26 protein-coding genes are annotated in these 23,212 nt (G+C 62.0%); 22 read left to right on the forward strand and 4 right to left on the reverse strand.

Annotated features, from left to right (window positions below; genetic code table 11):
• Nucleotides 1–6: 6 nt before the first annotated feature.
• The 19 genes from rlmN (at nucleotide 7) to AC1Q5W_RS01605 (ending at nucleotide 18,374) form a co-directional block, all read left to right on the forward strand.
• Nucleotides 7–1,167, forward strand: coding sequence for a dual-specificity RNA methyltransferase RlmN (rlmN, locus tag AC1Q5W_RS01515; RefSeq protein WP_492645959.1), 1,161 nt, complete (start codon nucleotides 7–9; stop codon nucleotides 1,165–1,167).
• Nucleotides 1,160–1,987 (forward strand): type IV pilus biogenesis/stability protein PilW, encoded by an 828-nt coding sequence (gene pilW, locus AC1Q5W_RS01520; protein ID WP_492646191.1) that lies wholly within the window; start codon nucleotides 1,160–1,162, stop codon nucleotides 1,985–1,987. Before rlmN ends, pilW begins: the two co-directional genes overlap by 8 nt.
• Nucleotides 1,980–2,927 carry a helix-turn-helix domain-containing protein gene (locus AC1Q5W_RS01525; protein WP_492645960.1) on the forward strand — a complete coding sequence of 316 codons (948 nt, stop codon included), beginning with the start codon at nucleotides 1,980–1,982 and terminating at the stop codon, nucleotides 2,925–2,927. Before pilW ends, AC1Q5W_RS01525 begins: the two co-directional genes overlap by 8 nt.
• Nucleotides 2,927–4,201: a flavodoxin-dependent (E)-4-hydroxy-3-methylbut-2-enyl-diphosphate synthase gene (gene ispG / locus AC1Q5W_RS01530; RefSeq protein ID WP_492645961.1), complete on the forward strand. Its 1,275-nt coding sequence runs from the start codon at nucleotides 2,927–2,929 to the stop codon at nucleotides 4,199–4,201. Before AC1Q5W_RS01525 ends, ispG begins: the two co-directional genes overlap by 1 nt.
• A 35-nt stretch (nucleotides 4,202–4,236) precedes the next feature.
• A complete protein-coding gene (gene hisS, locus AC1Q5W_RS01535) occupies nucleotides 4,237–5,523 on the forward strand; it encodes a histidine--tRNA ligase (protein ID WP_492646192.1) in 1,287 nt (428 codons plus the stop codon).
• Nucleotides 5,524–5,535: 12 nt separating this feature from the next.
• Entirely contained in the window at nucleotides 5,536–6,231 is a 696-nt protein-coding gene (locus tag AC1Q5W_RS01540; protein ID WP_492645962.1) for a YfgM family protein, read from the forward strand.
• Nucleotides 6,228–7,367: an outer membrane protein assembly factor BamB gene (gene bamB, locus AC1Q5W_RS01545; protein WP_492645963.1), complete on the forward strand. Its 1,140-nt coding sequence runs from the start codon at nucleotides 6,228–6,230 to the stop codon at nucleotides 7,365–7,367. Before AC1Q5W_RS01540 ends, bamB begins: the two co-directional genes overlap by 4 nt.
• Before the next feature lie 18 nt (nucleotides 7,368–7,385).
• Nucleotides 7,386–8,726, forward strand: coding sequence for a ribosome biogenesis GTPase Der (der, locus tag AC1Q5W_RS01550; RefSeq protein WP_492645964.1), 1,341 nt, complete (start codon nucleotides 7,386–7,388; stop codon nucleotides 8,724–8,726).
• 129 nt (nucleotides 8,727–8,855) lie between these two features.
• Nucleotides 8,856–9,104, forward strand: a complete 249-nt coding sequence (hfq, locus tag AC1Q5W_RS01555) for an RNA chaperone Hfq (protein ID WP_492645965.1) — start codon at nucleotides 8,856–8,858, stop codon at nucleotides 9,102–9,104.
• 53 nt (nucleotides 9,105–9,157) lie between these two features.
• On the forward strand, nucleotides 9,158–10,330 hold the full coding sequence (gene hflX / locus AC1Q5W_RS01560; protein ID WP_492645966.1) for a GTPase HflX: 1,173 nt from the start codon (nucleotides 9,158–9,160) through the stop codon (nucleotides 10,328–10,330).
• A 38-nt stretch (nucleotides 10,331–10,368) separates the two neighbouring features.
• Nucleotides 10,369–11,754, forward strand: a complete 1,386-nt coding sequence (gene hflK / locus AC1Q5W_RS01565; RefSeq protein WP_492645967.1) for an FtsH protease activity modulator HflK — start codon at nucleotides 10,369–10,371, stop codon at nucleotides 11,752–11,754.
• A 9-nt stretch (nucleotides 11,755–11,763) separates the two neighbouring features.
• Entirely contained in the window at nucleotides 11,764–12,660 is an 897-nt protein-coding gene (gene hflC, locus AC1Q5W_RS01570) for a protease modulator HflC (RefSeq protein ID WP_492645968.1), read from the forward strand.
• A 3-nt stretch (nucleotides 12,661–12,663) separates the two neighbouring features.
• On the forward strand, nucleotides 12,664–12,855 hold the full coding sequence (locus AC1Q5W_RS01575; protein ID WP_492645969.1) for a DUF2065 domain-containing protein: 192 nt from the start codon (nucleotides 12,664–12,666) through the stop codon (nucleotides 12,853–12,855).
• A 54-nt stretch (nucleotides 12,856–12,909) separates the two neighbouring features.
• Nucleotides 12,910–14,058 (forward strand): ATP phosphoribosyltransferase regulatory subunit, encoded by a 1,149-nt coding sequence (locus AC1Q5W_RS01580; protein ID WP_492645970.1) that lies wholly within the window; start codon nucleotides 12,910–12,912, stop codon nucleotides 14,056–14,058.
• Between the two features lie 11 nt (nucleotides 14,059–14,069).
• Nucleotides 14,070–15,446 carry an adenylosuccinate synthase gene (locus AC1Q5W_RS01585; RefSeq protein WP_492645971.1) on the forward strand — a complete coding sequence of 459 codons (1,377 nt, stop codon included), beginning with the start codon at nucleotides 14,070–14,072 and terminating at the stop codon, nucleotides 15,444–15,446.
• Between the two features lie 79 nt (nucleotides 15,447–15,525).
• A complete protein-coding gene (locus AC1Q5W_RS01590; protein ID WP_492645972.1) occupies nucleotides 15,526–16,050 on the forward strand; it encodes a phosphoribosyltransferase in 525 nt (174 codons plus the stop codon).
• Nucleotides 16,051–16,065: 15 nt separating this feature from the next.
• Entirely contained in the window at nucleotides 16,066–17,274 is a 1,209-nt protein-coding gene (locus AC1Q5W_RS01595) for an aminotransferase class V-fold PLP-dependent enzyme (protein WP_492645973.1), read from the forward strand.
• A 48-nt stretch (nucleotides 17,275–17,322) separates the two neighbouring features.
• Nucleotides 17,323–18,150, forward strand: coding sequence for a DUF2189 domain-containing protein (locus AC1Q5W_RS01600; RefSeq protein WP_492645974.1), 828 nt, complete (start codon nucleotides 17,323–17,325; stop codon nucleotides 18,148–18,150).
• A gap of 35 nt (nucleotides 18,151–18,185) precedes the next feature.
• On the forward strand, nucleotides 18,186–18,374 hold the full coding sequence (locus AC1Q5W_RS01605; protein WP_492645975.1) for a hypothetical protein: 189 nt from the start codon (nucleotides 18,186–18,188) through the stop codon (nucleotides 18,372–18,374).
• Nucleotides 18,375–18,395: 21 nt separating this feature from the next.
• Here AC1Q5W_RS01605 and mnmH read toward each other — a convergent pair whose 3' ends face one another.
• Nucleotides 18,396–19,454: a tRNA 2-selenouridine(34) synthase MnmH gene (mnmH, locus tag AC1Q5W_RS01610; RefSeq protein ID WP_492645976.1), complete on the reverse strand. Its 1,059-nt coding sequence runs from the start codon at nucleotides 19,452–19,454 to the stop codon at nucleotides 18,396–18,398.
• The gene (locus tag AC1Q5W_RS01615; protein ID WP_492645977.1) at nucleotides 19,451–20,110 is read right to left on the reverse strand and encodes an arylesterase; all 660 of its coding nucleotides are present in this window, start codon (nucleotides 20,108–20,110) and stop codon (nucleotides 19,451–19,453) included. The genes mnmH and AC1Q5W_RS01615 overlap by 4 nt, the downstream gene beginning before the upstream one ends.
• Between AC1Q5W_RS01615 and AC1Q5W_RS01620 the strand changes: the two genes are divergently transcribed.
• From AC1Q5W_RS01620 to AC1Q5W_RS01630, 3 genes are read left to right on the forward strand one after another with little or no spacing between them, the layout of a single operon-like run.
• The gene (locus AC1Q5W_RS01620) at nucleotides 20,109–20,783 is read left to right on the forward strand and encodes an ABC transporter ATP-binding protein (RefSeq protein WP_492645978.1); all 675 of its coding nucleotides are present in this window, start codon (nucleotides 20,109–20,111) and stop codon (nucleotides 20,781–20,783) included. The genes AC1Q5W_RS01615 and AC1Q5W_RS01620 overlap by 2 nt on opposite strands.
• Before the next feature lie 48 nt (nucleotides 20,784–20,831).
• Complete coding sequence (gene rlmB, locus AC1Q5W_RS01625; protein ID WP_492645979.1) at nucleotides 20,832–21,605, forward strand: 23S rRNA (guanosine(2251)-2'-O)-methyltransferase RlmB; 774 nt, start codon at nucleotides 20,832–20,834, stop codon at nucleotides 21,603–21,605.
• A 22-nt stretch (nucleotides 21,606–21,627) separates the two neighbouring features.
• Nucleotides 21,628–22,008, forward strand: a complete 381-nt coding sequence (locus tag AC1Q5W_RS01630; protein WP_492645980.1) for a DUF8785 domain-containing protein — start codon at nucleotides 21,628–21,630, stop codon at nucleotides 22,006–22,008.
• A gap of 2 nt (nucleotides 22,009–22,010) precedes the next feature.
• On the opposite strand, the gene AC1Q5W_RS01635 is transcribed toward AC1Q5W_RS01630, so the two are convergent.
• Both AC1Q5W_RS01635 and AC1Q5W_RS01640 read right to left on the reverse strand, forming a co-directional pair.
• A complete protein-coding gene (locus AC1Q5W_RS01635) occupies nucleotides 22,011–22,607 on the reverse strand; it encodes a chromate transporter (RefSeq protein WP_492645981.1) in 597 nt (198 codons plus the stop codon).
• A complete protein-coding gene (locus tag AC1Q5W_RS01640; protein WP_492645982.1) occupies nucleotides 22,604–23,209 on the reverse strand; it encodes a chromate transporter in 606 nt (201 codons plus the stop codon). The genes AC1Q5W_RS01635 and AC1Q5W_RS01640 overlap by 4 nt, the downstream gene beginning before the upstream one ends.
• Between the last annotated feature and the right edge of the window lie 3 nt (nucleotides 23,210–23,212).

A 23,212-nucleotide genomic window follows, 5' to 3' on the forward strand; every position in this document is an offset into this window, starting at 1 on the left:
TATGCAATGACGGCCAACCTGCTCGATTACGATCTCGAGGGATTGGCCGCTTTTTGTGAGCGGCTGGGGGAGAAGCGTTTTCGCGCGACCCAGCTGTTCCGCTGGATTCATCAAAAAGGCGCCTCTCAGTTTGACGAGATGAGCGACCTTGCAAAGTCCTTGCGTGAAAAACTCAAGACTTCTGCAACCATCAAGGCGCCCCCTATCCTTGCCCAGCACATCTCGTCCGATGGGACGATCAAATGGCTGTTTGATGTAGGTGGCGGAGATGCCGTTGAGGCGGTTTTCATCCCGGAAGAGGACCGCGGCACCTTGTGCGTGTCGTCACAAGCCGGATGCGCGGTGAATTGCCGGTTTTGTTCGACCGGGCACCAGGGCTTCAGCCGCAATCTGACCGTTGGGGAAATCATTTCCCAGCTCTGGTTTGCAGAGCATTTTCTGCGCAAACACCTGGGAACTAGTGAGCGCGTCATTTCCAATGTGGTCATGATGGGCATGGGCGAGCCGCTCCAGAACTACGCGGCATTGGTGCCCGCCCTGCGGGTCATGCTCGATGACCATGCCTATGGTTTGTCGCGCCGGCGTGTCACCGTTTCGACTTCGGGTGTCGTGCCCATGATGGACCGTTTGGGACAGGACTGTCCGGTTGCTCTGGCGGTGTCGCTGCACGCGCCCAACGATGCGTTGCGAAACGATCTGGTTCCCCTGAACCGCAAGTACCCCATTGCCGAACTGATGCAAGCCTGCAGACGTTACCTTGCCTTCGCGCCACGCGACTTCATCACGTTTGAGTATTGCATGCTCAATGAAGTGAACGACGCGCCGGAACAGGCCGCCGAGCTGGTGAAGCTGATTCGCCAGGAGGGGGCAGGCGTTGCCTGGTGCAAGTTCAACCTGATACCGTTCAATCCCTTTCCTGCATCTGGTCTGATCCGGTCGCCACACGACAGGGTGCTGGCGTTTGCCAAGGTTCTGAGCGATGCCGGCATTGTGACGACGATCCGCAAGACCCGTGGCGACGATATCGATGCGGCGTGCGGTCAGCTGGCCGGCGACGTGAAGGACAGGACGGATGTCCAAAAGCGCATTTCCAGGCAGCGCACCGTTATGCTCAAGCCTGTGTCTGAAATTACCCCCCGCGGGAGAGAGAATGCGTCCAATGATTAACAAGGTGAAGGTTGGAATCCCAGCGCTGTCGTGGCTGCTGTGGTTCTGTCTGGCTTGTACCGCGCTTGTGGGGCTGGCAGGTTGTGCATCCAGCACTTCGGGCACTTCAAACAAGTCGGATCTGGTGACGGACTCAGATGAGCCCGACAGCCTGAAGCGTGCCCGTATCCGGTTGGAGTTGGCGGTCGGATATTTTGAAAAAGGGCAAACCACGGTTGCCCTGGACCAGGTCAAGCAATCTATTGGCGCCGATCCCAACCAGTTTGAAGCCTATAACCTGCGCGGTTTGATTTACATGCGCCTGAACGATGTACCTCTCGCGGAAGAGAGTTTCCGCCGGGCTTTGACCATCAACCCCGCTGCTGCCAATGTTCAGCATAACTATGGTTGGCTTTTGTGCCAGCAGTCTCGCTATCCCGAGGCCATGCAATTGTTCGCCAGTGCCCTGGCAAACCCCGCGTACGGTGATCGTGCAAAAACCTGGATGATCCAGGGGCTGTGCCAGCTGAAGAGTGGTCAGCGTGACGACGCGGAGGCCAGCCTGCTGCACTCCTATGAGTTGGAAGCCGGCAATCCCATTACAGGGTACAACTTGGCTTTGCTGTTGTACCAACGCGGTGAGTATGCCCGCGCGCAATTTTATGTGCGCCGTATCAACAACAGCCAGTTGGCCAGCGCAGAGTCCCTGTGGTTGGGTATCAAGGTAGAGCGGCGGACGGGAAATCGTGAAGCGATGGCGCAATTGGGCGAACAACTGAAAAAGCGCTACCCCCAGTCGCGTGAATCTTCGGCTTTTGAGCGAGGTGCGTTCGATGAATGATGGAGCTATGCCGGATCAGACGGAAGCCGTGCCCAGCACGCTCCCCGCAGCGGAGGTATTGACGGCCGGCACCATATTGCGCAATGCCCGGGAGGCCGCTGGGCTGCACGTGGCGGCTTTGGCAGTTTCCATGCGGGTTCCCGTCAAAAAGCTGGAGGCACTGGAAGCGGATCGGCTGGATTTATTGCCGGATGCGGTGTTTGTTCGGGCGCTGGCGTCAAGCGTATGCCGGGCGTTGAAGATAGACGCGGCGCCAGTGCTGGAAAGGCTTCCTCAATCCGATATTCCCCGGCTCAATCTGGACGAGCGCGGGATCAACGCACCCTTTCGACTGCCGGGCGAGTCGACTGGGCGATCTCTCCCAGCGATTTTTGCCAAGCCGCGTGTTCTGGTTGTGCTGGTGCTGGTGATCGGAGCACTGGTGCTGACTTTCTTCCCTGACGTCCAGCGCAGTGAAGCTCCGATGGAAGTCGTTCAACCGAAAGACAGTACCCAGCCCGAGCCGGCCTCGGCCGGTGTGCCCTTGCCGCAAGGCAGTGTCGCCGCGGATGTGGCAGCCCCAGTGGCGTCTGCGCCGGTGGCGGTCATTCCGGCGGCTGCGGTGGTGCAAACTCAGCCAGCTCCAGCTTCAGCGATCGTCGGCCAGAGCGTAGCACCGGCCACCGCTTCCGAGGGCAACCGCAGCGGACCCGTCGGTGCTGCTACTGGCGTGTTGGTGTTGAAGGCGCGTGGCTCCTCATGGGTGCAGGTTGCTGATGCCAGAGGTGCGGTCCTGCTCAGCAAGACACTGTCGGCTGGAGAGGTCGTGGGCACGTCTGGAGCGCTGCCGTTGTCGGTTGTTATTGGCCGTGCCGATGTCACGGATGTTGAGATTCGGGGTAAGGTTTTCAACCTGGAAGGTGTTGCCAGGGAAAATGTTGCCCGATTTGAGGTGAAGTAGTGAATCCCAATTTGCCTATTGCCCTTGCGCTCCCGCACAAGCGCGAGTCTCTGCAGGCCCATGTGAAGTGGGGTGGCCGGGACGTAACGGTTGGAGGGGGGGCTCCCGTACGTTTGCAGTCCATGACCAATACGGACACTGCAGACGCCATCGGAACCGCCATACAGGTCAAGGAACTGGCCAATGCCGGCTCGGAGATGGTGCGGATCACCGTCAACACACCCGAGGCCGCCCAGGCGGTTCCCTATGTGCGCGAGCAACTGGATCGCATGGGAATTGATGTTCCTCTGGTTGGTGATTTCCATTTCAACGGCCATCGTTTGCTGACGGACTATCCGGACTGCGCGCAGGCTTTGTCAAAGTACCGCATCAATCCCGGTAACGTTGGCAAGGGTGACAAACGCGACAAGCAGTTTGCGCTGATGATTGAGGCGGCAATCCGCTGGAACAAGGCGGTCCGCATCGGCGTCAACTGGGGCAGCCTGGATCAGGAACTGTTGGCTTCGCTGATGGATGAGAACAGCCGCCGCGCGGCTCCATGGGATGCCAAGCCGGTCATGTACGAGGCGTTGATCACATCGGCCGTGGAATCGGCCGAACGTGCGCGGGAAATCGGGATGGATGCGAACCAGATCATCCTGTCGTGCAAGGTCAGCGGTGTACAGGATCTGGTTGCCGTTTACCGGGAGTTGGCACGTCGTTGCGCCTATCCGTTGCACCTGGGGCTGACCGAGGCCGGCATGGGAACCAAGGGGACAGTGGCTTCGACAGCGGCGCTTGCCGTGCTGTTGCAGGAAGGGATCGGAGACACCATTCGCGTGTCCCTGACGCCCGCTCCGGGTGAGTCACGGACCCAGGAGGTGGTGATTGCCTCCGAAATCCTTCAAGCGTTGGGCTTGCGGACATTTGTTCCCAGCGTGACGGCATGTCCCGGCTGTGGCCGCACGACCAGCACGACCTTTCAGGAGCTGACGCAGCAAATTGACGACTTCCTCCGGGCCCAAATGCCGGTGTGGCGTGAGCGTTTCCCAGGTGTGGAGAATCTCAAGGTTGCGGTCATGGGCTGCATTGTCAACGGGCCTGGTGAGAGCAAGCATGCCGATATCGGTATCAGTTTGCCTGGTACCGGGGAGGCCCCGGCGGCTCCGGTGTTCATTGATGGCGAGAAGCGCATGACTCTGCGCGGAGACTCCATTGCCACCGAGTTCCAGTCAGTGGTCGAGAATTACATCCAGCAGCGTTTTGGTACGCCTGTTGTTACCCCCCAGAATTAAGAGTTTGCATGGTCGAAAAATCTGCTGTACGTAGAGTGGAAAAGCTGTCTGCCGTAAAAGGCATGAACGACATCCTGCCGCCGGAATCGGCCCGCTGGGAAGCACTAGAAGGCATCGTGCGCGCCCTGATGCGTCGCTATGCCTATGAAAACATCCGAACCCCCATTCTGGAACCCACGGCATTGTTCGTGCGTGGTCTTGGAGAAGTGACCGATATCGTCGAGAAGGAGATGTACTCTTTCGAGGACCGGTTGAATGGCGAGGCACTGACGTTGCGTCCGGAGAGCACGGCCGGAGTGGTTCGTGCGGTGGTGGAGCATTCCTTGCTGTACAACGGAGGCAAGCGACTCTACTACATGGGGCCTATGTTCCGGCACGAGCGACCGCAGCGCGGCCGATACCGCCAGTTCCACCAGATTGGTGCCGAGGCCTTGGGCTTTGGCGGTGCGGAAGTGGATGCCGAGCTGATTCTGATGGCCCATGCGCTGTGGCAGGAATTGGGGCTGACCGATGTGGCCCTGCAACTCAACAGCCTGGGGCAGCCCGGAGAGCGCTCGCTGCACCGCGCGGCGCTGATTGCGCATTTCGAGCAGCATGTCGACGTGCTGGATGAGGAAGCCAAGCGCAGACTGCATCTCAACCCGCTGCGTTTGCTGGACAGCAAGAACCCCCAGATGCAGGGTGTGATCGAGGCAGCGCCCAAGCTGCTGGACTTCCTGGGGGATGCCTCCAAAGCCCATCTGGAGCGGGTTACGTCCATACTGGACGCCAACGGCGTGGCCTATTCCATCAACCCCCGACTGGTTCGGGGAATGGACTATTACAACCTGACGGTGTTTGAGTTCGTGACGACACGGCTCGGCTCGCAGGGGACCATCTGCGCCGGAGGGCGCTATGACTACCTCACAGAGCAGATCGGCGGGAAGCCGGCGCCGGCGGTAGGCTGGGCCATGGGCGTGGAGCGGGTACTGGAATTGCTCAAGGAGCAGGGGGCGCCGGCTGATATCGCGCCCATTGATGCCTACGCCATCGTTCCGGACGCAGACGCTCTGCCAAAGGTCATGGCCTGTCTGCAGGTTTTGCGCACCCAGGGTGTGACGGTACAGATGCATGCCGGGACGGTCGATGGCATGGGCAGCATCAAATCCCAATTCAAACGTGCCGATGGCTCCGGTGCCCGGTTTGCACTGATCTTTGGCGCAGACGAACTGGCCCAAGGGGTGGTCACCGTGAAGTCCCTGCGGGACGGCGTCGGCGAACAGGTGACACAGGTATTGGACCAGGCAGCGCAATGGGCCAAAAGCCTACAATCCACGGCTTAACTGAATACTCTCATGGCAAATCATTTAGATCTCGAAGAACAAGAGCAGCTCGATGAGCTCAAGCATTTCTGGAAGCAGTACGGCAACCTCATTACCTGGGGGCTGATTATTGTTCTGGGCGCGGTGGCGGCCTGGAACGGCTACCAGTATTGGCAACGCAGCCAGGCGGTGCAGGCGTCGGCCATGTTCGATGAAGTGGAGCGGGTTGTGCGCAGCGGTGATGTGAGCAAGGCTGAGCGTGCTTTTTCTGACATGCGCGACCGGTTTGCCTCGACGACCTACACGCAGCAGGCAGGTTTGCTGGTTGCAAAGATGTCCTATGAAGCGGGCAAGCCGGATACAGCCAAGGCTGCCCTGACCTGGGTTGCCGAAAAGGCGTCCGACAAGGGGTATGCGTCGGTTGCGCGTTTGCGCCTGTCGGGTTTGCTGATGGAATCCAAGGCCTACGATGAGGCGCTCAAGCTTCTGGGTGGCGACACTCCAGAGGAATTCCAGGCGCTCACGGCCGACCGTAAAGGTGACATCTATGCCCTGCAGGGCAAGAAAGCCGAGGCCAAGGCGGAGTATCTGAAGGCGTTCAAGGCGTTTGACGAGCGCTCGGATTACCGTCGCCTGGTAGAGGTCAAATTGAATGCCATGGGCGTCACCCCAGGACCTTCCGAAAGCGAAGGGGCGGGTGCAGCTACTGCGGTGGGTAACGCCAAGTGAAGCGTTTTTCGTTCCTGCGTTCGCCGGTGGTCCGCCTGGGGTGTGGCGTGGTTCTGGCGGCTTTGTTGGCGGCCTGCTCCGGGCCTGAGAAAGTGAAGCCTGCCGATCTGGGGCCCAATACGGCCCTGATCGGGGTGCGTTCTGTATGGACTTCCCGTGTCGGTGAGGTGGGATTCCCGTTGGCTGTCCGGGTGGTGGGGAATCTGCTTTTTGTGGCGGGTTCTGACGGTACCGTTGCCGCCATTGATGCCCGCACGGGCGGAGATCAGTGGCGTGTGACCCTGGATACGAAGTTGTCTGCCGGAGTCGGTAGCGACGGGCGCTATACGGCGGTGGCCAGCCGGGACAACGAACTGATTACGCTGGAGGCAGGGCGGGTGCTGTGGCGGCAGAAGCTCAATGCCATTACGCTCACCGCGCCCCTGGTAGCGGGGGCCCGGGTATTCGTGCTGTCAGCGGATCGAACCGTCTCGGCTTTTGACGCCGCCACTGGTCGCAAGCTCTGGCAGCAACAGCGCGCCGGGGATCCCCTGGTGTTGGGGCGCCCGGGCGTCATTCTGGCCCTAGGGGACACGCTGGTGTCGGGTCTGGGCGGGCATCTGGTGGGCATGAACCCCCAGAACGGCAATGTGCGCTGGGAGGCGCCGCTTGCCAGCAGCCGGGGAACCAACGAGATCGAGCGGCTGGTGGATCTGGTTTCCGGCGTGACACGCGTAGGTGAGCAGATTTGCGCCCGCGCGTTTCAGTCCGCAGTCGGATGTGTGGACGGTGGTAATGGGCGCCTGATCTGGAGCAAGCCTGCGTCTGGTTTTGCTGGCATCGACGGTGACGAAAATGCCGTATTTGGCACCGAAGGCGATGGCCGGATTCTGGTATGGCGCCGCGCCGATGGCGAGCGGCTGTGGGCTTCGGATCGTCTCCGTTACCGGACCCTGACGGCGCCGCTGCTGGCGGGGCGGTCGCTTGTCCTGGGCGATGAGTCAGGTACCCTGCATTTCCTGTCCCGCGAAGATGGCGCGCCACTGAACCGTGTTCCAACGGATGGCTCTCCTATTGTCGCCACGCCCGTGCTGGCGGGGCAAACCCTGGTCGTTGTGACCCAACGTGGTGGAATTTTTGGCTTCCGGCCTGAGTAATACCCTGAGCCTGATTCCATGAAACCTGTCATTGCTTTAGTCGGTCGCCCCAATGTGGGCAAATCCACCCTGTTCAACCGGTTGACAAAGAGCCGGGATGCCATCGTGGCGGATTACGCCGGTTTGACGCGTGATCGCCATTACGGCAACGGCAAGCAGGGCAAGCTGGAATTCATTGTGGTGGATACCGGCGGGTTTGAGCCGGATGCCTCCAGCGGCATTTACAAGGAAATGGCCAAGCAGACACGCCAGGCGGTTGCTGAGGCGGATGTGGTGTTGTTTCTGCTGGATGCCCGTGCGGGCGTGTCAGCACAGGACCATGAAATTGCCAAATACCTGCGCAAGCTGGGCAAGCCCTGCCTGCTGGTGGCCAACAAGGCTGAAGGCATGCAGGATGGGGTCCGTTTGTCGGAGTTTTTTGAACTGGGCTTGGGCGAGGTGTTCCCGATTTCTGCTTCCCACAACCAGGGCATCAAGCCCCTGGTGGAGCGCGCACTGGCCCCCCTGGGGCTGGGCGATGCAGATGAAGAGGTGGCTGCCGAAGACCCTGGCGTGATCAAACTGGCGGTGGCGGGTCGCCCGAACGTGGGCAAGTCCACGTTGATCAATACCTGGTTGGGCGAGGAGCGGCTGGTTGCCTTTGATATGCCGGGAACCACCCGGGATGCCATTTCCGTGCCGTTTGAACGCCGGGGGCAGCGCTTTGAACTGATCGACACGGCAGGGCTGCGCCGCAAAGGGCAGGTGTTTGAAGCCATCGAGAAGTTTTCCGTTGTCAAAACCCTGCAGGCTATCGAGTCTGCCAGCGTGGTGCTGCTGTTGATTGACGCAACGCAGGGGGTGACCGATCAGGATGCCCATATTGCGGGCTACATTCTGGAATCTGGCCGCGCGGTCGTTGTTGCCGTCAACAAATGGGATGCCATCGACGAATACCAGCGTGAACTGGTCAAGCGTTCCATCGAAACCCGTCTGGGGTTTCTGAAGTTTGCGGCCCTGCATTTCATATCGGCACAGAAACGCCAGGGGCTGGGACCGGTGTGGGATTCCATTGCCCAGGCCCACAAGGCGGCAAATTGCAAGATGCCCACGCCCGTGCTGACCCGTTTGCTGCTGGAAGCGGTGCAGTTCCAAACGCCCAAGAAGACCGGCATGTACCGGCCCAAACTCCGGTATGCGCACCAGGGCGGAATGAATCCGCCGGTCATCGTCATTCACGGCAACTCACTGGAACAGGTGACCGATGCGTACAAACGCTTCCTGGAAGGGCGTTTCCGCAAGGAGTTCGATCTTGTGGGCACGCCCCTGCGCATCCAGATGAAATCGTCCGCCAATCCATACGCGGACAAGGACGACTGAGCCCGTCCCAGCCCGGGTTGGCAACTCATCTTTCCCTTTGAATTTCCAGGTTTATCGACCCGCTGCCTGCCTTGAGAGCAGCGTGTGGTATCGTCCAATCCTCTTCATTTTTTGAACACGGAGAATATCGTGAGCAACAAAGGTCAGTTACTTCAAGACCCTTTTCTCAACGCCTTGCGTCGGGAGCATGTGCCAGTTTCCATTTATCTGGTCAACGGGATCAAATTGCAGGGACAGGTGGAGTCTTTTGACCAGTATGTGGTCCTGCTGCGCAACACCGTAACCCAAATGGTCTACAAGCACGCGATTTCCACCATCGTTCCCGGACGCGCGGTCAACCTTGCTGCGCCGGGCACGGACGAGCCTGCCGCGTCCTGAGAGCCGTCCGTCAGGGCCGCTGCAGCTGAGAAGCCTGTTTCCTTCACTCCGATTTGACATCCTCGTCCCATACTGCCGACACTCCGACTATTCTGGTGGGGGTTGACTTGGGCGTGCCCAATTTCGACAGTACGCTGGAGGAGCTGGGTTTGCTGGCCCAGACGGCGGGCATGCAGCCGGTTGCCCGTGTCACCTGCAAACGCAAGGCGCCCGATGCCGCATTGTTCATCGGTTCCGGCAAGGCCGATGAGATCAAGCTCCTGGCTACCCAGCTGGGTGCGAAAGAGGTCCTGTTCGACCAGAGTCTGAGTCCTGGCCAGCAACGCAACCTGGAGCGCCATCTGGGGTTGCCGGTGAATGACCGCACTTTCCTCATCCTGGAGATATTTGCCCAGCGTGCGCGTAGCCACGAAGGCAAATTGCAGGTGGAACTGGCCCGATTGCAGTACCTGAGCACGCGCCTGGTGCGTCGTTGGTCGCACCTGGAGCGGCAGAGCGGCGGTATCGGCATGCGCGGTGGTCCTGGTGAGGCCCAGATCGAACTTGACCGCCGAATGATTGGCGAAACCATCAAGCGGACCAAGGAGCGCCTCAACAAGGTCAAGCGCCAGCGGCAGACCCAAAGGCGCCAGCGGGAACGGCGGGACGCTTTCAATATTTCGCTGATTGGCTACACCAACGCAGGGAAATCCACGCTGTTCAATGCGTTGGTGAAAGCCCGCGCCTATGCCGCCGACCAATTGTTTGCAACCCTGGATACCACCACACGCCAGCTGTATCTGGGTGAGGCCGGGCGTTCGGTGTCCTTGTCCGATACCGTGGGCTTCATCCGTGATTTGCCCCATGGACTGGTGGATGCCTTTCGGGCGACCCTGCAGGAGGCGGTGGATGCCGATTTGCTGCTGCACATCGTGGACGCGTCCAACCCGCATTTTGTGGAACAGATTGCGCAGGTGCAACAGGTATTGAAGGAAATCGGAGCGGACACGATTCCCCAGTTGCTGGTCTTCAATAAAATCGACGCGTTGGACGCAGAGCACCAGCCGCTTCGGCTGGAAGACGAGTTCGAGATTGACGGCGTGCAGACGCCACGTATTTTTGTCAGTGCGAAAGATGCAACCGGGTTACCGGCATTGCGGCAACGATTGGCCCGTATTGCCGCTGCACAGGTGCCGGATCAGGCCACCGCGGTGGATTCTTCAGACTCTTCCGAACCGGGCCTGTGATGGGCACAATCGGGTTCAGACATGCGAGAAACGACGAAATGAAACTTCACCCTCGTGCTTTTACTTTTAATGCTGTGGCCTTGCCCCGGTGGCTCGGCCGAATGTTCAACCTGAACGACTCGCGCTGGGGTCGTGGCGATGACAAGCAGGGCGAATCGGGGAAATCCGATGGTGCGCCGCCGGAAGGCGAGCCGTTCAAGCCACCAGTGGATTCCCGGCCCCAAAACGGCAACAAAGGGGGCTCCAACGGCGGGCCACCGGACCTGGATGAACTGTGGCGCGACGTCAACCGGAAGCTGGGCGGTCTGTTCGGCAAATCACCTAAGTCGCCAGGCGGCAACGGCGGCGGGACCGGCGGCGGATTCCAGCCCGACATGAAAAATGCGGGTGTGGGCGTGGGGCTGATCGTCGCGGTGCTGGCACTGATCTGGCTCAGCACCGGCTTTTTCATCGTGCAGGAAGGCCAGCAAGCCGTCATTACCCAATTTGGCAAGTACAAGGGTACGGTCAACGCCGGTTTCAACTGGCGCCTGCCGTACCCCATTCAGCGCCACGAACTCGTGTTCGTGACCCAGATCCGTTCGGTGGATGTAGGGCGCGATACCGTGCTCAAGGCCACAGGCCTGCGCGAGTCGGCCATGCTGACGGAGGATGAAAACATCCTTGACATCAAGTTTGCGGTGCAGTACCGGCTCAGTGATGCGCGTGCCTTCCTGTTTGAGAGCAAGAACCCGGCAGAGGCCGTGGTGCAGGCGGCTGAGACTTCCGTGCGCGAAGTGCTGGGGAAGATGAAGATGGACGCCGCCTTGTCGGAAGAGCGCGACCAGATTGCGCCGCGTGTGCGCGCGCTCATGCAGAACATTCTGGACCGTTACAAGGTGGGTGTCGAGATCGTGGGCATCAACCTGCAGCAAGGCGGGGTTCGCCCTCCGGAGCAGGTGCAGGCCTCGTTTGACGATGTCCTCAAGGCCGGTCAGGAGCGGGAGCGCGCCAAGAACGAGGCCCAGGCGTATGCCAATGACGTCATTCCCCGCGCGGTCGGGTCGGCTTCGCGTCTGAAGGAGGAAGCGGAGGCTTACAAGGCGCGGGTGGTGGCACAGGCCCAGGGTGACGCGCAGCGTTTCAAGGCCGTCTTTGCCGAATACAAGAAAGCGCCCCAGGTCACGCGGGATCGCATGTATCTGGACACCATGCAGCAGATCTACACCAACGTCACCAAGGTGATGGTGGATTCCCGCCAGGGTTCCAACCTCCTGTATCTGCCGTTGGACAAAATTATGCAGATGAGTACCGCGGGTGGGGGAGATGCCGGTGCGGCGGCACCAGCCACTTCCCCTATTCAGGTTGTGCCGCCCAGTGCGGCCACGACCAACGACGTGCGCAGCCGGGAAGCGGCCCGCACACGTGAACGCGAAACCCGCTAGGAGCTGACCATGAACCGGATTGGATTGATTTTTTCGTCGTTGCTGGTGCTGTTGGCGCTGGCCAGTTCGACGCTGTTTGTGGTGGACCAGCGCCAGTTTGGCGTGGTGTACGCGTTGGGTGAAATCAAGGAAGTCATCACCGAGCCGGGGCTGAACTTCAAGCTCCCGCCGCCGTTCCAGAACGTGTCCTACATAGACAAGCGCCTTCTGACGCTCGACAGCAGCGACACCGAACCCATGCTGACTGCGGAAAAGCAGCGGGTGGTGATTGACTGGTACGTGCGCTGGCGCATTTCCGAACCCAAGGAGTACATCCGCAACGTCGGGCTCAACGAAGGTGCGGGCGCCAACCAGCTCAACCGCGTGGTGCGCAATGCCTTCCAGGAGGAAATCAACAAACGCACCGTCAAGGAGCTGCTGTCGCTCAAGCGTGAAGACCTGATGGCCGACGTCAAGGCCGAAGTGCTGGACAAGGTCCGCGGCGCCAAGCCCTGGGGAGTCGATGTGGTGGATGTGCGCATCACCCGCGTGGATTACGTGGAAGCCATTACCGAATCCGTATACCGCCGCATGGAGGCGGAACGTAAGCGGGTTGCCAATGAACTGCGCTCCACCGGGGCGGCAGAGGGAGAGAAGATTCGTGCGGACGCTGACCGCCAGCGCGAAATTACCGTTGCCAATGCCTACCGTGATGCACAAACCATCAAGGGGCAGGGCGATGCCGAGGCAGCCCGGATTTATGCGGAAGCATTTGGCAGCGACCCCCAGTTCGCCCAGTTCTACCGCAGCCTGGACGCCTACAAGGCCAGCTTCAACAGCAAGAGCGACGTGATGGTGCTTGACCCGTCTTCGTCCGAGTTTTTCAAGGTCTTCCGCGGCGGCAACGCTGCGGGCGCCAAGAAATAAATTTTGGACGGCAACACGATCTGGCTGGCAATGGCCCTGGTGCTGGTCATCGAGGGCCTGTTCCCCTTTGCCTCACCTGCTGGGTGGCGACGCATGTTCGCGCAGCTGCTGCAGCACAGCGATGGGCAGATCCGTTTCTTCGGCCTGTTCAGCATATTGGTGGGCCTGCTGCTGATTTGGTGGCTGGCGCCCTGAAAACGGGGCGTCAAGACCGGTAAAATCACGGTTTTAATAGCCTCCTCTTTTCACATGTCTGCCTGGGTCTTACCGGATCACATTGCCGATGTGCTGCCCTCCGAGGCGCGCCACATCGAAGAAATACGTAGAGACTTGCTGGACATGGCGCGCTGCTATGGCTACGAGCTCGTCATGCCACCCCTGCTGGAACACCTGGAGTCCCTGTTGTCGGGCACGGGGGAGGCGCTTGACCTGCAAACCTTCAAGCTGGTCGATCAGCTCTCAGGCCGGATGATGGGCCTGCGGGCCGACAGCACGCCCCAGGTTGCCCGCATCGACGCCCATCTGCTCAACCGCGCAGGCGTTACCCGCCTGTGTTATTGCGGACCGGTGTTGCACACCCGCCCCAGCGGGCCCCACGCAACGCGGGAACCCTTGCAGTTTGGTGCCGAAATTTACGGCCATACCGGGCTGGAAGCCGATCTGGAAATCCTGACCCTGGCGTTGGACTCGCTCAAGGCCGCCCAGGTGGGCTCCATCGGGGTCGACATGGCCGATGCCCGCATCGTCAGCGCCTTGCTGCAAGACTCCGCGCTGGATGCCGAACGGCTGGCCCAGGTTCATGCCGCCCTGGCGGCCAAGGACGCCAGTGAACTCAAGGCCCTGTCGCGCCATGCGCCACCGGCCATTGCACAGGCCCTGCAGGATCTGGTACAGCTGTACGGTGACGCCGCTGTGTTGCAGGAGGCACAGCGGGTGTTGCCGGCGCTGCCCGGCGTCCGCGATGCCCTGGCGCACCTGAAATGGCTGGCCGATCATCTGGACGGGGCCAGCGTGTCGTTTGACCTGGCCGATTTGCGCGGCTACGCCTACTACAGCGGCGCACGTTTTTCCATGTATGCCCCGGGCGCCAGTGACGCACTGGTGCGTGGCGGGCGCTACGATGAAGTGGGTTCGGTGTTCGGACGCAAGCGTCCTGCCGTGGGCTTCAGTCTCGATATCAAGGCCGTGGCGGCGGTTGCTGCCGTCCGCCCGCTGCGGGCGGCCATCCGTGCCCCGTGGGGTGAGGCCGCCGAACTGCGCGCGGCGATTGCCGCCCTGCGCCGCCAGGGCGAAACCGTGGTCTGCGTGCTGCCAGGCCATGAAAGCCAAGTTGATGAGTTCCATTGCGACCGCGAGCTGGTTCAGGCCGGTGGTCAATGGGTTGTGAAAACTATCTGAGAAATTTCCAAATGAATACAACCAAAGGTCGCAACGTTGTTGTGGTGGGAACCCAGTGGGGTGACGAGGGCAAGGGCAAGCTGGTCGACTGGCTCACCGAAAGCTCGCAGGGTGTGGTGCGTTTCCAGGGCGGACACAACGCGGGGCATACCCTGGTCATCAATGGCGTCAAAACCGCTTTGCACTTGATTCCCAGCGGCATCATGCGTCCGGGCGTCAAGTGCTACATCGGCAACGGTGTGGTGCTGTCGGCAGCCAAACTCTTCGAGGAGATTGAAGGCCTTGAAAAAGCCGGCGTGGAAGTGCGCTCGCGCCTGCGCATCTCCGAGGCCTGCCCGCTGATCCTGCCGTTCCACGCGGCGCTGGACGTGGCCCGCGAGGCCGCACGCGAAAAGGGTGGCACCGAGAAAATCGGCACCACGGGGCGCGGCATTGGGCCGGCCTATGAAGACAAGATCGCCCGCCGCGCCCTGCGCGTGCAGGACCTGAAGTACCCCGAGCGCTTCGCCGCCAAGCTGCGCGAGTTGCTGGACCTGCACAACCATGTGCTCACCAGTTACCTGGGCTCGGCCCAGTTCGACTTCGGTCCGATGCTCAAGCCCTACATCCAGGACGGCAAGGTGCAGTTTGAGGCGGTTTACGCTGAAGCCATGCGTCACGCCGAGTTGCTCAAGCCCATGATGGCCGACGTCTCGCGCGAACTCAACGAGGCCCACAACCATGGCGCCAACCTGCTGTTTGAAGGCGCGCAGGGCACGCTGCTGGACGTGGACCACGGCACCTATCCGTACGTCACCTCCAGCAACTGCGTGGCCGGCAACGCGGCGGCGGGTTCCGGCGTGGGCCCCGGCATGCTGCACTACATCCTGGGCATCACCAAGGCTTACTGCACCCGCGTCGGCGGTGGCCCGTTCCCCACCGAGCTGGATTGGGAAAGGGAAGGCACACCCGGTTACCACATGAGTACCGTGGGTGCCGAAAAAGGGGTCACCACCGGGCGTTCGCGCCGCTGTGGCTGGTTTGATGCGGCCCTGCTCAAGCGCTCGGCCCAGGTCAACGGCCTGTCGGGCTTGTGCATCACCAAACTGGATGTGCTGGACGGCCTCAAGGAACTGATGCTGTGCACCGGCTATGAGATGGACGGCGAAACCATCGACATCCTGCCCATGGGGGCCGATGACATTGAGCGTTGCATCCCCATCTACGAAGTCATGGAAGGCTGGAGCGACAGCACCGTCGGTATCACCCAGTACGACCAGCTGCCCGTTGCGGCCCGCCTGTACCTGCAGCGCATCGAACAGGTCACCGGCGTGCCGATCCATATGGTCTCCACCAGCCCGGATCGCGATCACACCATCCTGATGCGCCACCCGTACCTGGCAGATTGAATATCGGATTTTCAGTGAAGAATAGCACTCCAGCCACCGTAAGCGCTGCGTGCGTAGCTACAAATATAGGAGCACTTGAATGCTGACAGAAGACGGAAAACACCTGTATGTGAGCTACGACGAGTACCACAACCTGATTGAAAAACTGGCGATCAAGATTCACCAGTCCAACTGGGAGTTCGACACCATCCTGTGCCTGGCACGCGGTGGCATGCGGCCTGGCGACATCCTGTCGCGCGTGTTCGACAAGCCGCTGGCCATCATGTCCACCAGCTCCTACCGCTCCGATGCGGGTACGGTGCAGGGCAACCTCGACCTGGCACGCTACATCACCACGCCCAAGGGCGAGATCGCCGGCAAGGTCCTGCTGGTGGACGACCTGGCCGACTCCGGCCACACGCTGCACGCAGTGATGACCATGCTCAAGAACAACTACGCCCCCATCAGCGAGTTGCGCAGCGCCGTCATCTGGACCAAGGCGCTGTCCACGTTCACGCCCGACTATTCGGTGGAGTTCCTGCCCACCAACCCCTGGATCCACCAGCCGTTCGAGAGTTACGACGCTCTGCGCCCGCAACAGCTGATCCAGAAGTGGAGCGTTTGACACGTTCTGTTTGCCATGGCGCATCGCACGACCGAGCTGATTCACCACGCCTACACCCCGCCAGCGGGGTTTGAAGCACCGCAGCCCGGCGTTTTCAAGGCGTCCACGGTGTTCTTTCCGTCGGTGGCGGCCATGCGCAGCCGCGAGTGGAAAGACAAGACCGCCTACACCTACGGCCTTCACGGCACCCCCACCACCTACGCCCTGGAAGAGCGCCTGTGCACGCTGGAGGGTGGCGCCCAGTGCGTGCTGGTGCCCAGTGGCCTGGCCGCTCTGGCTCTGGTGGCGCTGTCGCTGCTCAAGTCGGGTGACGAGGTCCTGATCCCCGACAACGCCTATGGGCCCAGCAAGGCGCTGGCCGAAGGGGAACTGCGGGGCTGGGGCATCACGCACCAGTACTACGACCCGTTGGACCCGCAGGACCTGGAGGCCAAGCTCTCCAGCCGCACCCGTCTGGTGTGGGTGGAAGCGGCCGGTTCCGTGACACTCGAGTTTCCCGACGTGCCGACCCTGGTGCGCCTGTGCAAGCGCCGCGGGGTGCTGGTGGCGCTGGACAACACCTGGGGAGCCGGGCTGGCCTTTGCGCCGTTCGATTTGCTGCCGGACGCGGAACCCGGTCTGGGGGTGGACATTTCTGCCCACGCGCTGACCAAATACCCCAGCGGCGGCGGCGATGTGCTGATGGGCAGCGTCATCACGCGTGACGCCGGTTTGCACCTGCGCCTGAAGCTGACCCACATGCGCCTGGGGCTGGGTATTGGCGCCAACGACGCCGAGGCGGTCCTGCGGGCCTTGCCCAGCATGGCGCTGCGTTACCGTGCGCACGACGCGGCCGCGCGCACCCTGGCGCAGTGGTGTCAGGGCCGGCCGGAATTCGCGCAGGTGCTGCACCCCGCCTTGAACGACTCGCCCGGGCATGCCCACTGGAAGGCCCTGTGCGAAAACGGCTCCGGTGGCGCGGCTGGCCTGTTCAGCGTGGTGCTGAGTGCCCGGTACGACCAAAGCCAGGTGGACGCGTTCTGTGATGCCCTGCGCCTGTTCCGCCTGGGCTATAGCTGGGGCGGCCCCATCAGTCTGGTGGTTCCCTACGACCTGGCCTCCATGCGCAGCGGCTGGCCGGCCCATATCGCACCGGGCACGCTGGTGCGGTTTTCGGTCGGACTGGAGGCCCAGGACGACCTGCAGGCCGATCTGGCCCAGGCTTTGCAGGTGCTGCGCGGTTAGGGTGTTTCCTAGGTAGGCAGGGCAGAGGGCGGTGACTAGACTCTTGATATGAGTCAAATTCAACCTGCGCACGCCGAGCACCCTTACACGCCTCCGCCCACGGACGCCCCGCGCAAAACCATTGCGCCATTGCATGCGGGCGATGTCTTGCGCTGGCTGGCAGCCGGTGTGCGCGACCTGGTGGCACACCCCGGCATCGGTGCTTTTTATGGCGGCGCGTTCTGGCTGATGGCACTGGTGCTCGGTGCTGTCTTTCGCTCCAGTCCCCAGTACGCCATGTCTATGGCGTCGGGCTGCCTGCTGGTCGGCCCTTTCCTGGCCATGGGGCTGTACGACGTGAGTCGCCAGCGCGAGCAGGGCCTGCAGCCGGAACTGGGGGTGTCCCTGACGTGCTGGGACGCCAACCTGCGCAGCATGGGCATGCTGGTGCTGCTGCTCATCGTGCTGGAGCTCTTGTGGGGCCGGGCATCGCTGGTGGTGTTTGCCGTGTTCTTCAATACCGGCATGCCCTCTACCACCGGAGTGGTGCAGGCGGTGTTCAATCCGGACAACTGGGAATTCATTGCGGTCTATGCCTTGGTAGGCGGTGGCTTTGCCGGCCTGGTCTTCTCCATTGCAGTGGTGTCCATCCCCCTGATTCTGGACCGGGATGTCGATGCCATCACCGCAGCGATCACCAGCCTGGAGGTGGTCTACAGCAACCCCGGTGTCATGCTGCTGTGGGGGGCACTCATCACCCTGCTGGTGGGTGGGGCACTGCTTCTGCCCTGGGGGGCTGGCCTGTTGGTTGTGGGGCCCTTGCTGGGGCATGCCAGCTGGCACGCCTACCGTGGCGCCGTCCAGTGGCCTCTGCTGGAGCCGGGGGATGCGCCCTGAGGTGGTACAGTGTCGGCAACTACTGAAAGCACACCTTGGCAACACCCAATTACGGATACGAGAAACGTCAGAAAGAACTGGCGAAAAAGCGTAAAAAAGAAGAAAAACTCAAAGAGAAGAACGAGCGCAAGGCCCATGGCCACGGTGATGCCGGCCACTCCGATGAGCCGTTTGCACCAGCGCCGGAGAATGCGTCCGACAACCCCGCTCCGGATACCCCCTGACCCTGCGGGGCAATTCCCCAATCAAAGCGTGTTGAGCAGCTGCTGCGCCAGCTGATCCATGGCCTGCGTCGACCGGTCGGCCGGAGCGATGGGGCGGGCATGCGGGTACTGGCTGAAATTGCGCTGCATGGACTGCAGGTAGACCGGGTCGTAATGCTGGGTCAGCAGGTCCTGCACCACCGGCTCGAAATGGCCCTGCAGGACCTGGGCTTTCCACGCCTCCACCACGGCTTTGCCGCGGAAGGTTGCCAGCACGTCCAGACGCTCGCAGAAGTGCTGGCTGTCCTTGACAAAGAATGCGTAGTCTTCCAGCAGCAAGGCCACCCGCTCCTCTATGGGCAGGGTCAGGTCCAGACAGGGGCTGGCGCGCATGCGCTCCACCAGTGTGGTGGGCACCGCCACGTTGCCCACTTTCTTGCTTTCGCTCTCGACAAAAACCGGGCGCTCCGGATCAAACTGGCGCAGGGTGTCCCAGATCAGGGTGTCAAAACGCTTTTGCGTCGGCTGGGGCTGCCCGGGAATGGCGCCCAGCACCGAACTGCGGTGGTTGGCCAGTGCCTCCAGGTCCAGCACCTGCGCACCGGCCGCCGCCAGGGCGTGCAGCAGGCGGGTCTTGCCGGAGCCCGTGGTGCCGCACACGACCCGAAAATTCAATGCCGCGACCTTGGCCTGCATGTCCAGCAGCATGGCAGCCCGGAAAGCCTTGTAACCGCCTTCCACCAGCGTTACGCGAAAGCCGATCTGGTCCAGGATGAGGGACAGCGCACCGCTGCGCTTGCCGCCGCGCCAGCAATATGCCAGCGGCTTCCATTCCTTGGGTTTGTCCAGCACCTCGCGCTCGATGTGCATGGCAATGTTGCGCGCGGCAATGGCCGCCCCGCGTTTCTTGGCCTCGAACTGGTTGACCTGCACGTACAGCGTGCCGATCATCTTGCGTTCTTCGTTGTTGAGGGTCGGCCAATTTTCGGCACCGGGCAGGTGGTCTTCGGCGTATTCGCCCTCGCTGCGCGCGTCAATGACGGTGTCGAAGGTGTTCAGCCGGGCCACGGCCTCGGCTGCGTTCAGGATAGTCAGGCTCATGCAATCAGTTTCTTCACGGTGGGCCACACGTTGTTGAGGATGCGGGGGTGCGCCGCTTCCACGGGGTGGATGCGGTCGCTTTGGAACATGCGTGCTGCATCGGGGCCGTCGGCCACGCCCTTGAGCAGGAACGGTACCAGCGCCGCCTTGTTGACCTTGGCCACCTTGGCAAAGGTGGCGGCAAACTGCCGCGTGTAATCGGCCCCGTAGTTGGGCGGCACTTCCATGCCCAGCAGCAGCACCTTGGCGCCTGCAGCCTGTGCCGCCTGGGTCATGGCTTGCAGGTTGTCCTGCGTCATTTGCAGCGGCAGGCCGCGCAGGGCATCGTTGCCGCCCAGTTCAATGATCACCAGCGTAGGCTGGTGCTGCGCCAACAGGGCCGCCAGCCGGGAACGCCCGCCCGATGTGGTGTCGCCGCTGATGCTGGCGTTGACCACCTTGGCGGGGATTTTGTCGCGGGCCAGCTGCTGTTCCATCAGGGCCACCCAGCCGCTACCCCGCTTCAGGCCATACTCGGCGCTCAGGGAATCGCCCACCACCAGCAGGGTTGGGGTGCGTTTGCCCACTGGTGCTGCGGCATGGGCCGGGAAAAACCCCGCCATGCCGGCCAGGAGGCCAAGCGCGATACAGTGTCGTCTAAGCAAAGAGAGCCCCATGAGTGATTCAATTATTTCTGTTGAGCATGTATGCAAATCGGTGAGTGACTCCACCGGCACCTTGCAAATTCTGCGTGACATCGATTTTGCGCTAAAAGCGAAGGAGACCGCGGCCATTGTCGGAGCGTCCGGTTCCGGCAAAAGCACTTTGCTGTCCATCATTGCCGGACTGGATACTCCCACCAGCGGCACCGTGCGCCTGGCCGGGGTCGACCTGTTTGCCATGGACGAGGACGCCCGGGCCGGCCTGCGGGCCAGCCAGGTAGGCTTTGTGTTCCAGAGCTTTCAGTTGCTGGGCAACCTGACCGCGCTGGAAAACGTGATGCTGCCGCTGGAGCTGGCCGGGCGCAAGGATGCGCGCAAGGCCGCCTCGGACATGCTGCAGCGGGTAGGGCTGTCGGCGCGACTGACGGCGTACCCCAAGGTGCTCAGCGGCGGGGAACAGCAGCGCGTGGCGCTGGCCCGTGCCTTCGTGGTGCACCCGGCGGTGTTGCTGGCCGACGAGCCCACGGGCAGCCTGGACTTCGCGACCGGCGAGAAAATCATGGAACTGATGTTTGAACTCAACCGGGAACAGGGCACGACCCTGGTGCTGGTGACGCACGACCGGGGCATTGCCGAGCGCTGTCAGCGGCGCATCACCATTGAAGCGGGGCAGGTGGTGGAGGTCTGACATCCGGTATTTTCCGGACGCCACCGGCGAACCCGCGATAATTGCCGCATGTCTTCACCCAAAGTTCTCTTCGGCTTTCACGCCCTGGGCGTGCGCCTCAAAACGGCGCCCCAATCCATCATCGAAATCTATTTCGAACCGACCCGGCGCGATGCGCGCATGCGCCAGTTCCTGGACCGCGCCACGGAGGCGGGCGTCAAGCTGATCGAGTCCGATGGCCAGCGCCTGTCCAAGATGTGCGGCAGCCACGGGCACCAGGGTGTGGCGGCCCGCGTGCAGCCCGTCGCACAGGTGCATTCGCTGGACGAGTTGCTGGAAGACCTGGAAGCCGCCAACGCCGATTTGCCCCCGGAGCAGCGCACGCAACCCCTGATCCTGGTGCTCGACGGTGTGACCGACCCCCATAACCTGGGTGCCTGCCTGCGTGTGGCGGACGGCGCCGGCGCCCATGCCGTGATTGCCCCCAAGGACCATGCGGCCGGCATCAACGCCACGGTGGCCAAGGTAGCCAGTGGCGCGGCAGAGACCGTGCCGTATTTCATGGTGACCAACCTGGCGCGTACCCTGAACGAACTCAAAGAGCGCAACATCTGGGTCATCGGCACCAGTGATGCTGCGCCCGGCACGCTCTACCAGGCGGATCTGAAAGGCCCTGTGGCACTGGTGCTCGGCGCCGAGGGCGCAGGCATGCGGCAGCTGACGGCCAAGACCTGCGACCAGCTGGTGAGCATTCCCATGCGTGGCGCGGTGGAGAGCCTGAACGTATCGGTTGCCAGCGGTGTGTGTCTGTACGAGGCCTTGCGCCAGCGCACGGCTTCCTGAACGGAGCGAAGGACTGAAGACGATGGATGTATCCGCAAAGAAAAGCGTTGCCAGCTATGCCGCCGGCCTGGTGGTCGCGGTACTGGCCCTGGGTGCCCTGTATCTCTGGGGTGCCCTGAGCTGGAGCTACTCCAGCGGTGAGCGTGCCGGCTACTTGCAGAAAATGTCGAACAAAGGCTGGATCTGCAAGACCTGGGAAGGGGAGTTGTCCATGGTTTCCATGCCGGGTGCGACGCCGGAAAAATTCCTCTTCACGGTGCGGGATGCGGGCGTGGCCGAGCAAATCAACAAGACCATGGGTAAACGCGTGACCTTGCTGTACGAGCAGCACAAGGGCTTGCCCACCTCCTGCTTTGGTGAAACCGAATATTTTGTCGTGCAGGTGCGCGACGTGATGCCCTAGCGCTACACCCAGCCCAAGGCGCCCAGCAGTGCGCCCGCACCCAGCAGCCACAGCAGGTGCAATCGGGTGCGCCAGACCAGCACGGCCATGACGGCGGCAAGCAGCCACCCGCGCCAGTGTTCGGTCGGGCTGCCCAGGCTGGTGGCCAGAATCCAGCCAGTGGCAATGAGCAGGGCAATGATGATGGGCGCCATGCCCTGCTTGAAGGCCCGCACCGCGCGCAATTCCCGGTTCTGGTGGCCCCAGCGCGCGGCCAGGAACGTGAGCGTGGTGCTGGGCAGCAGAATGCCGACCATGGCCACCCCCACACCGGCCGCAGCCATGCCCCACGCGTGCGGGCCTGCCGCCATGCCACCGCCTGCGTTCATGCCCACGTTCCAGCCCAGCAAGGCGATGAAGAGCACGTTGGGGCCGGGGGCTGCCTGGGCCAGAGCAATGGATGACGTGAATTGGACGTCGGTCAGCCAGGCCTTGTCGTTGACGAGGTAGCCGTGCATGGCCGGCGCCGTGGTGATGGCGCCACCAATGGCCAGCAGCGACAGCGACAGGAAATGCGTGAACAACGCCAGCCAGTCGCCAGCGGAGAAAGGGGCGCTCATTCGGTGTCTCCCGTAGCAGACGGTCGCCCCAGTTGGCGATAGGCCCATACGCAGGCCAGTCCCCCCAGGACGAACAAGACGCCGGCCAGTGGCAGGCGCAACAGGGCAATGGCCACAAAACTCATGATGGCTAGGCTCCAGCAAACGACCAGACCCATGGCGTTGTGCTTGAGCGCAGCCATCAGCTTGAGGCCCGTGGCGGCAATCATGCCGGCGGATACGGCGCCCATGCCGCGCAGGGCACCCTGGGCGACCGGGTTGTCGGCGACGCCGCCAAACACGATGGCCAGCGCCAGCACGATGAGCAGCGGAAAAGTCAGCATCCCCGCCAGGGCGGCCAGGGCTCCGGGCACGCCGAAGTAGCGGTCCCCGATCATCAGCGAGATGTTGACCACGTTGGGTCCGGGCAGGATCTGGGCCACGGCCCAGTCATCCAGGAACTCCTCGCGGGTCAGCCATTTCTTGTTCTCCACCAGCTCACGCTGCACGATGGCCACCACTCCGCCAAAGCCCTGCAGGGCGAGCAGGGAAAACGACAGGAACAGGTCGGTTTTGGAGCGGGGGCGGGGTGTTGGGGGCGGGTTGCCTGCGGTTGCGGTCATAGC

This window comes from Rhodoferax sp. MLSD5-FHT05B10 (genome assembly GCF_058793415.1).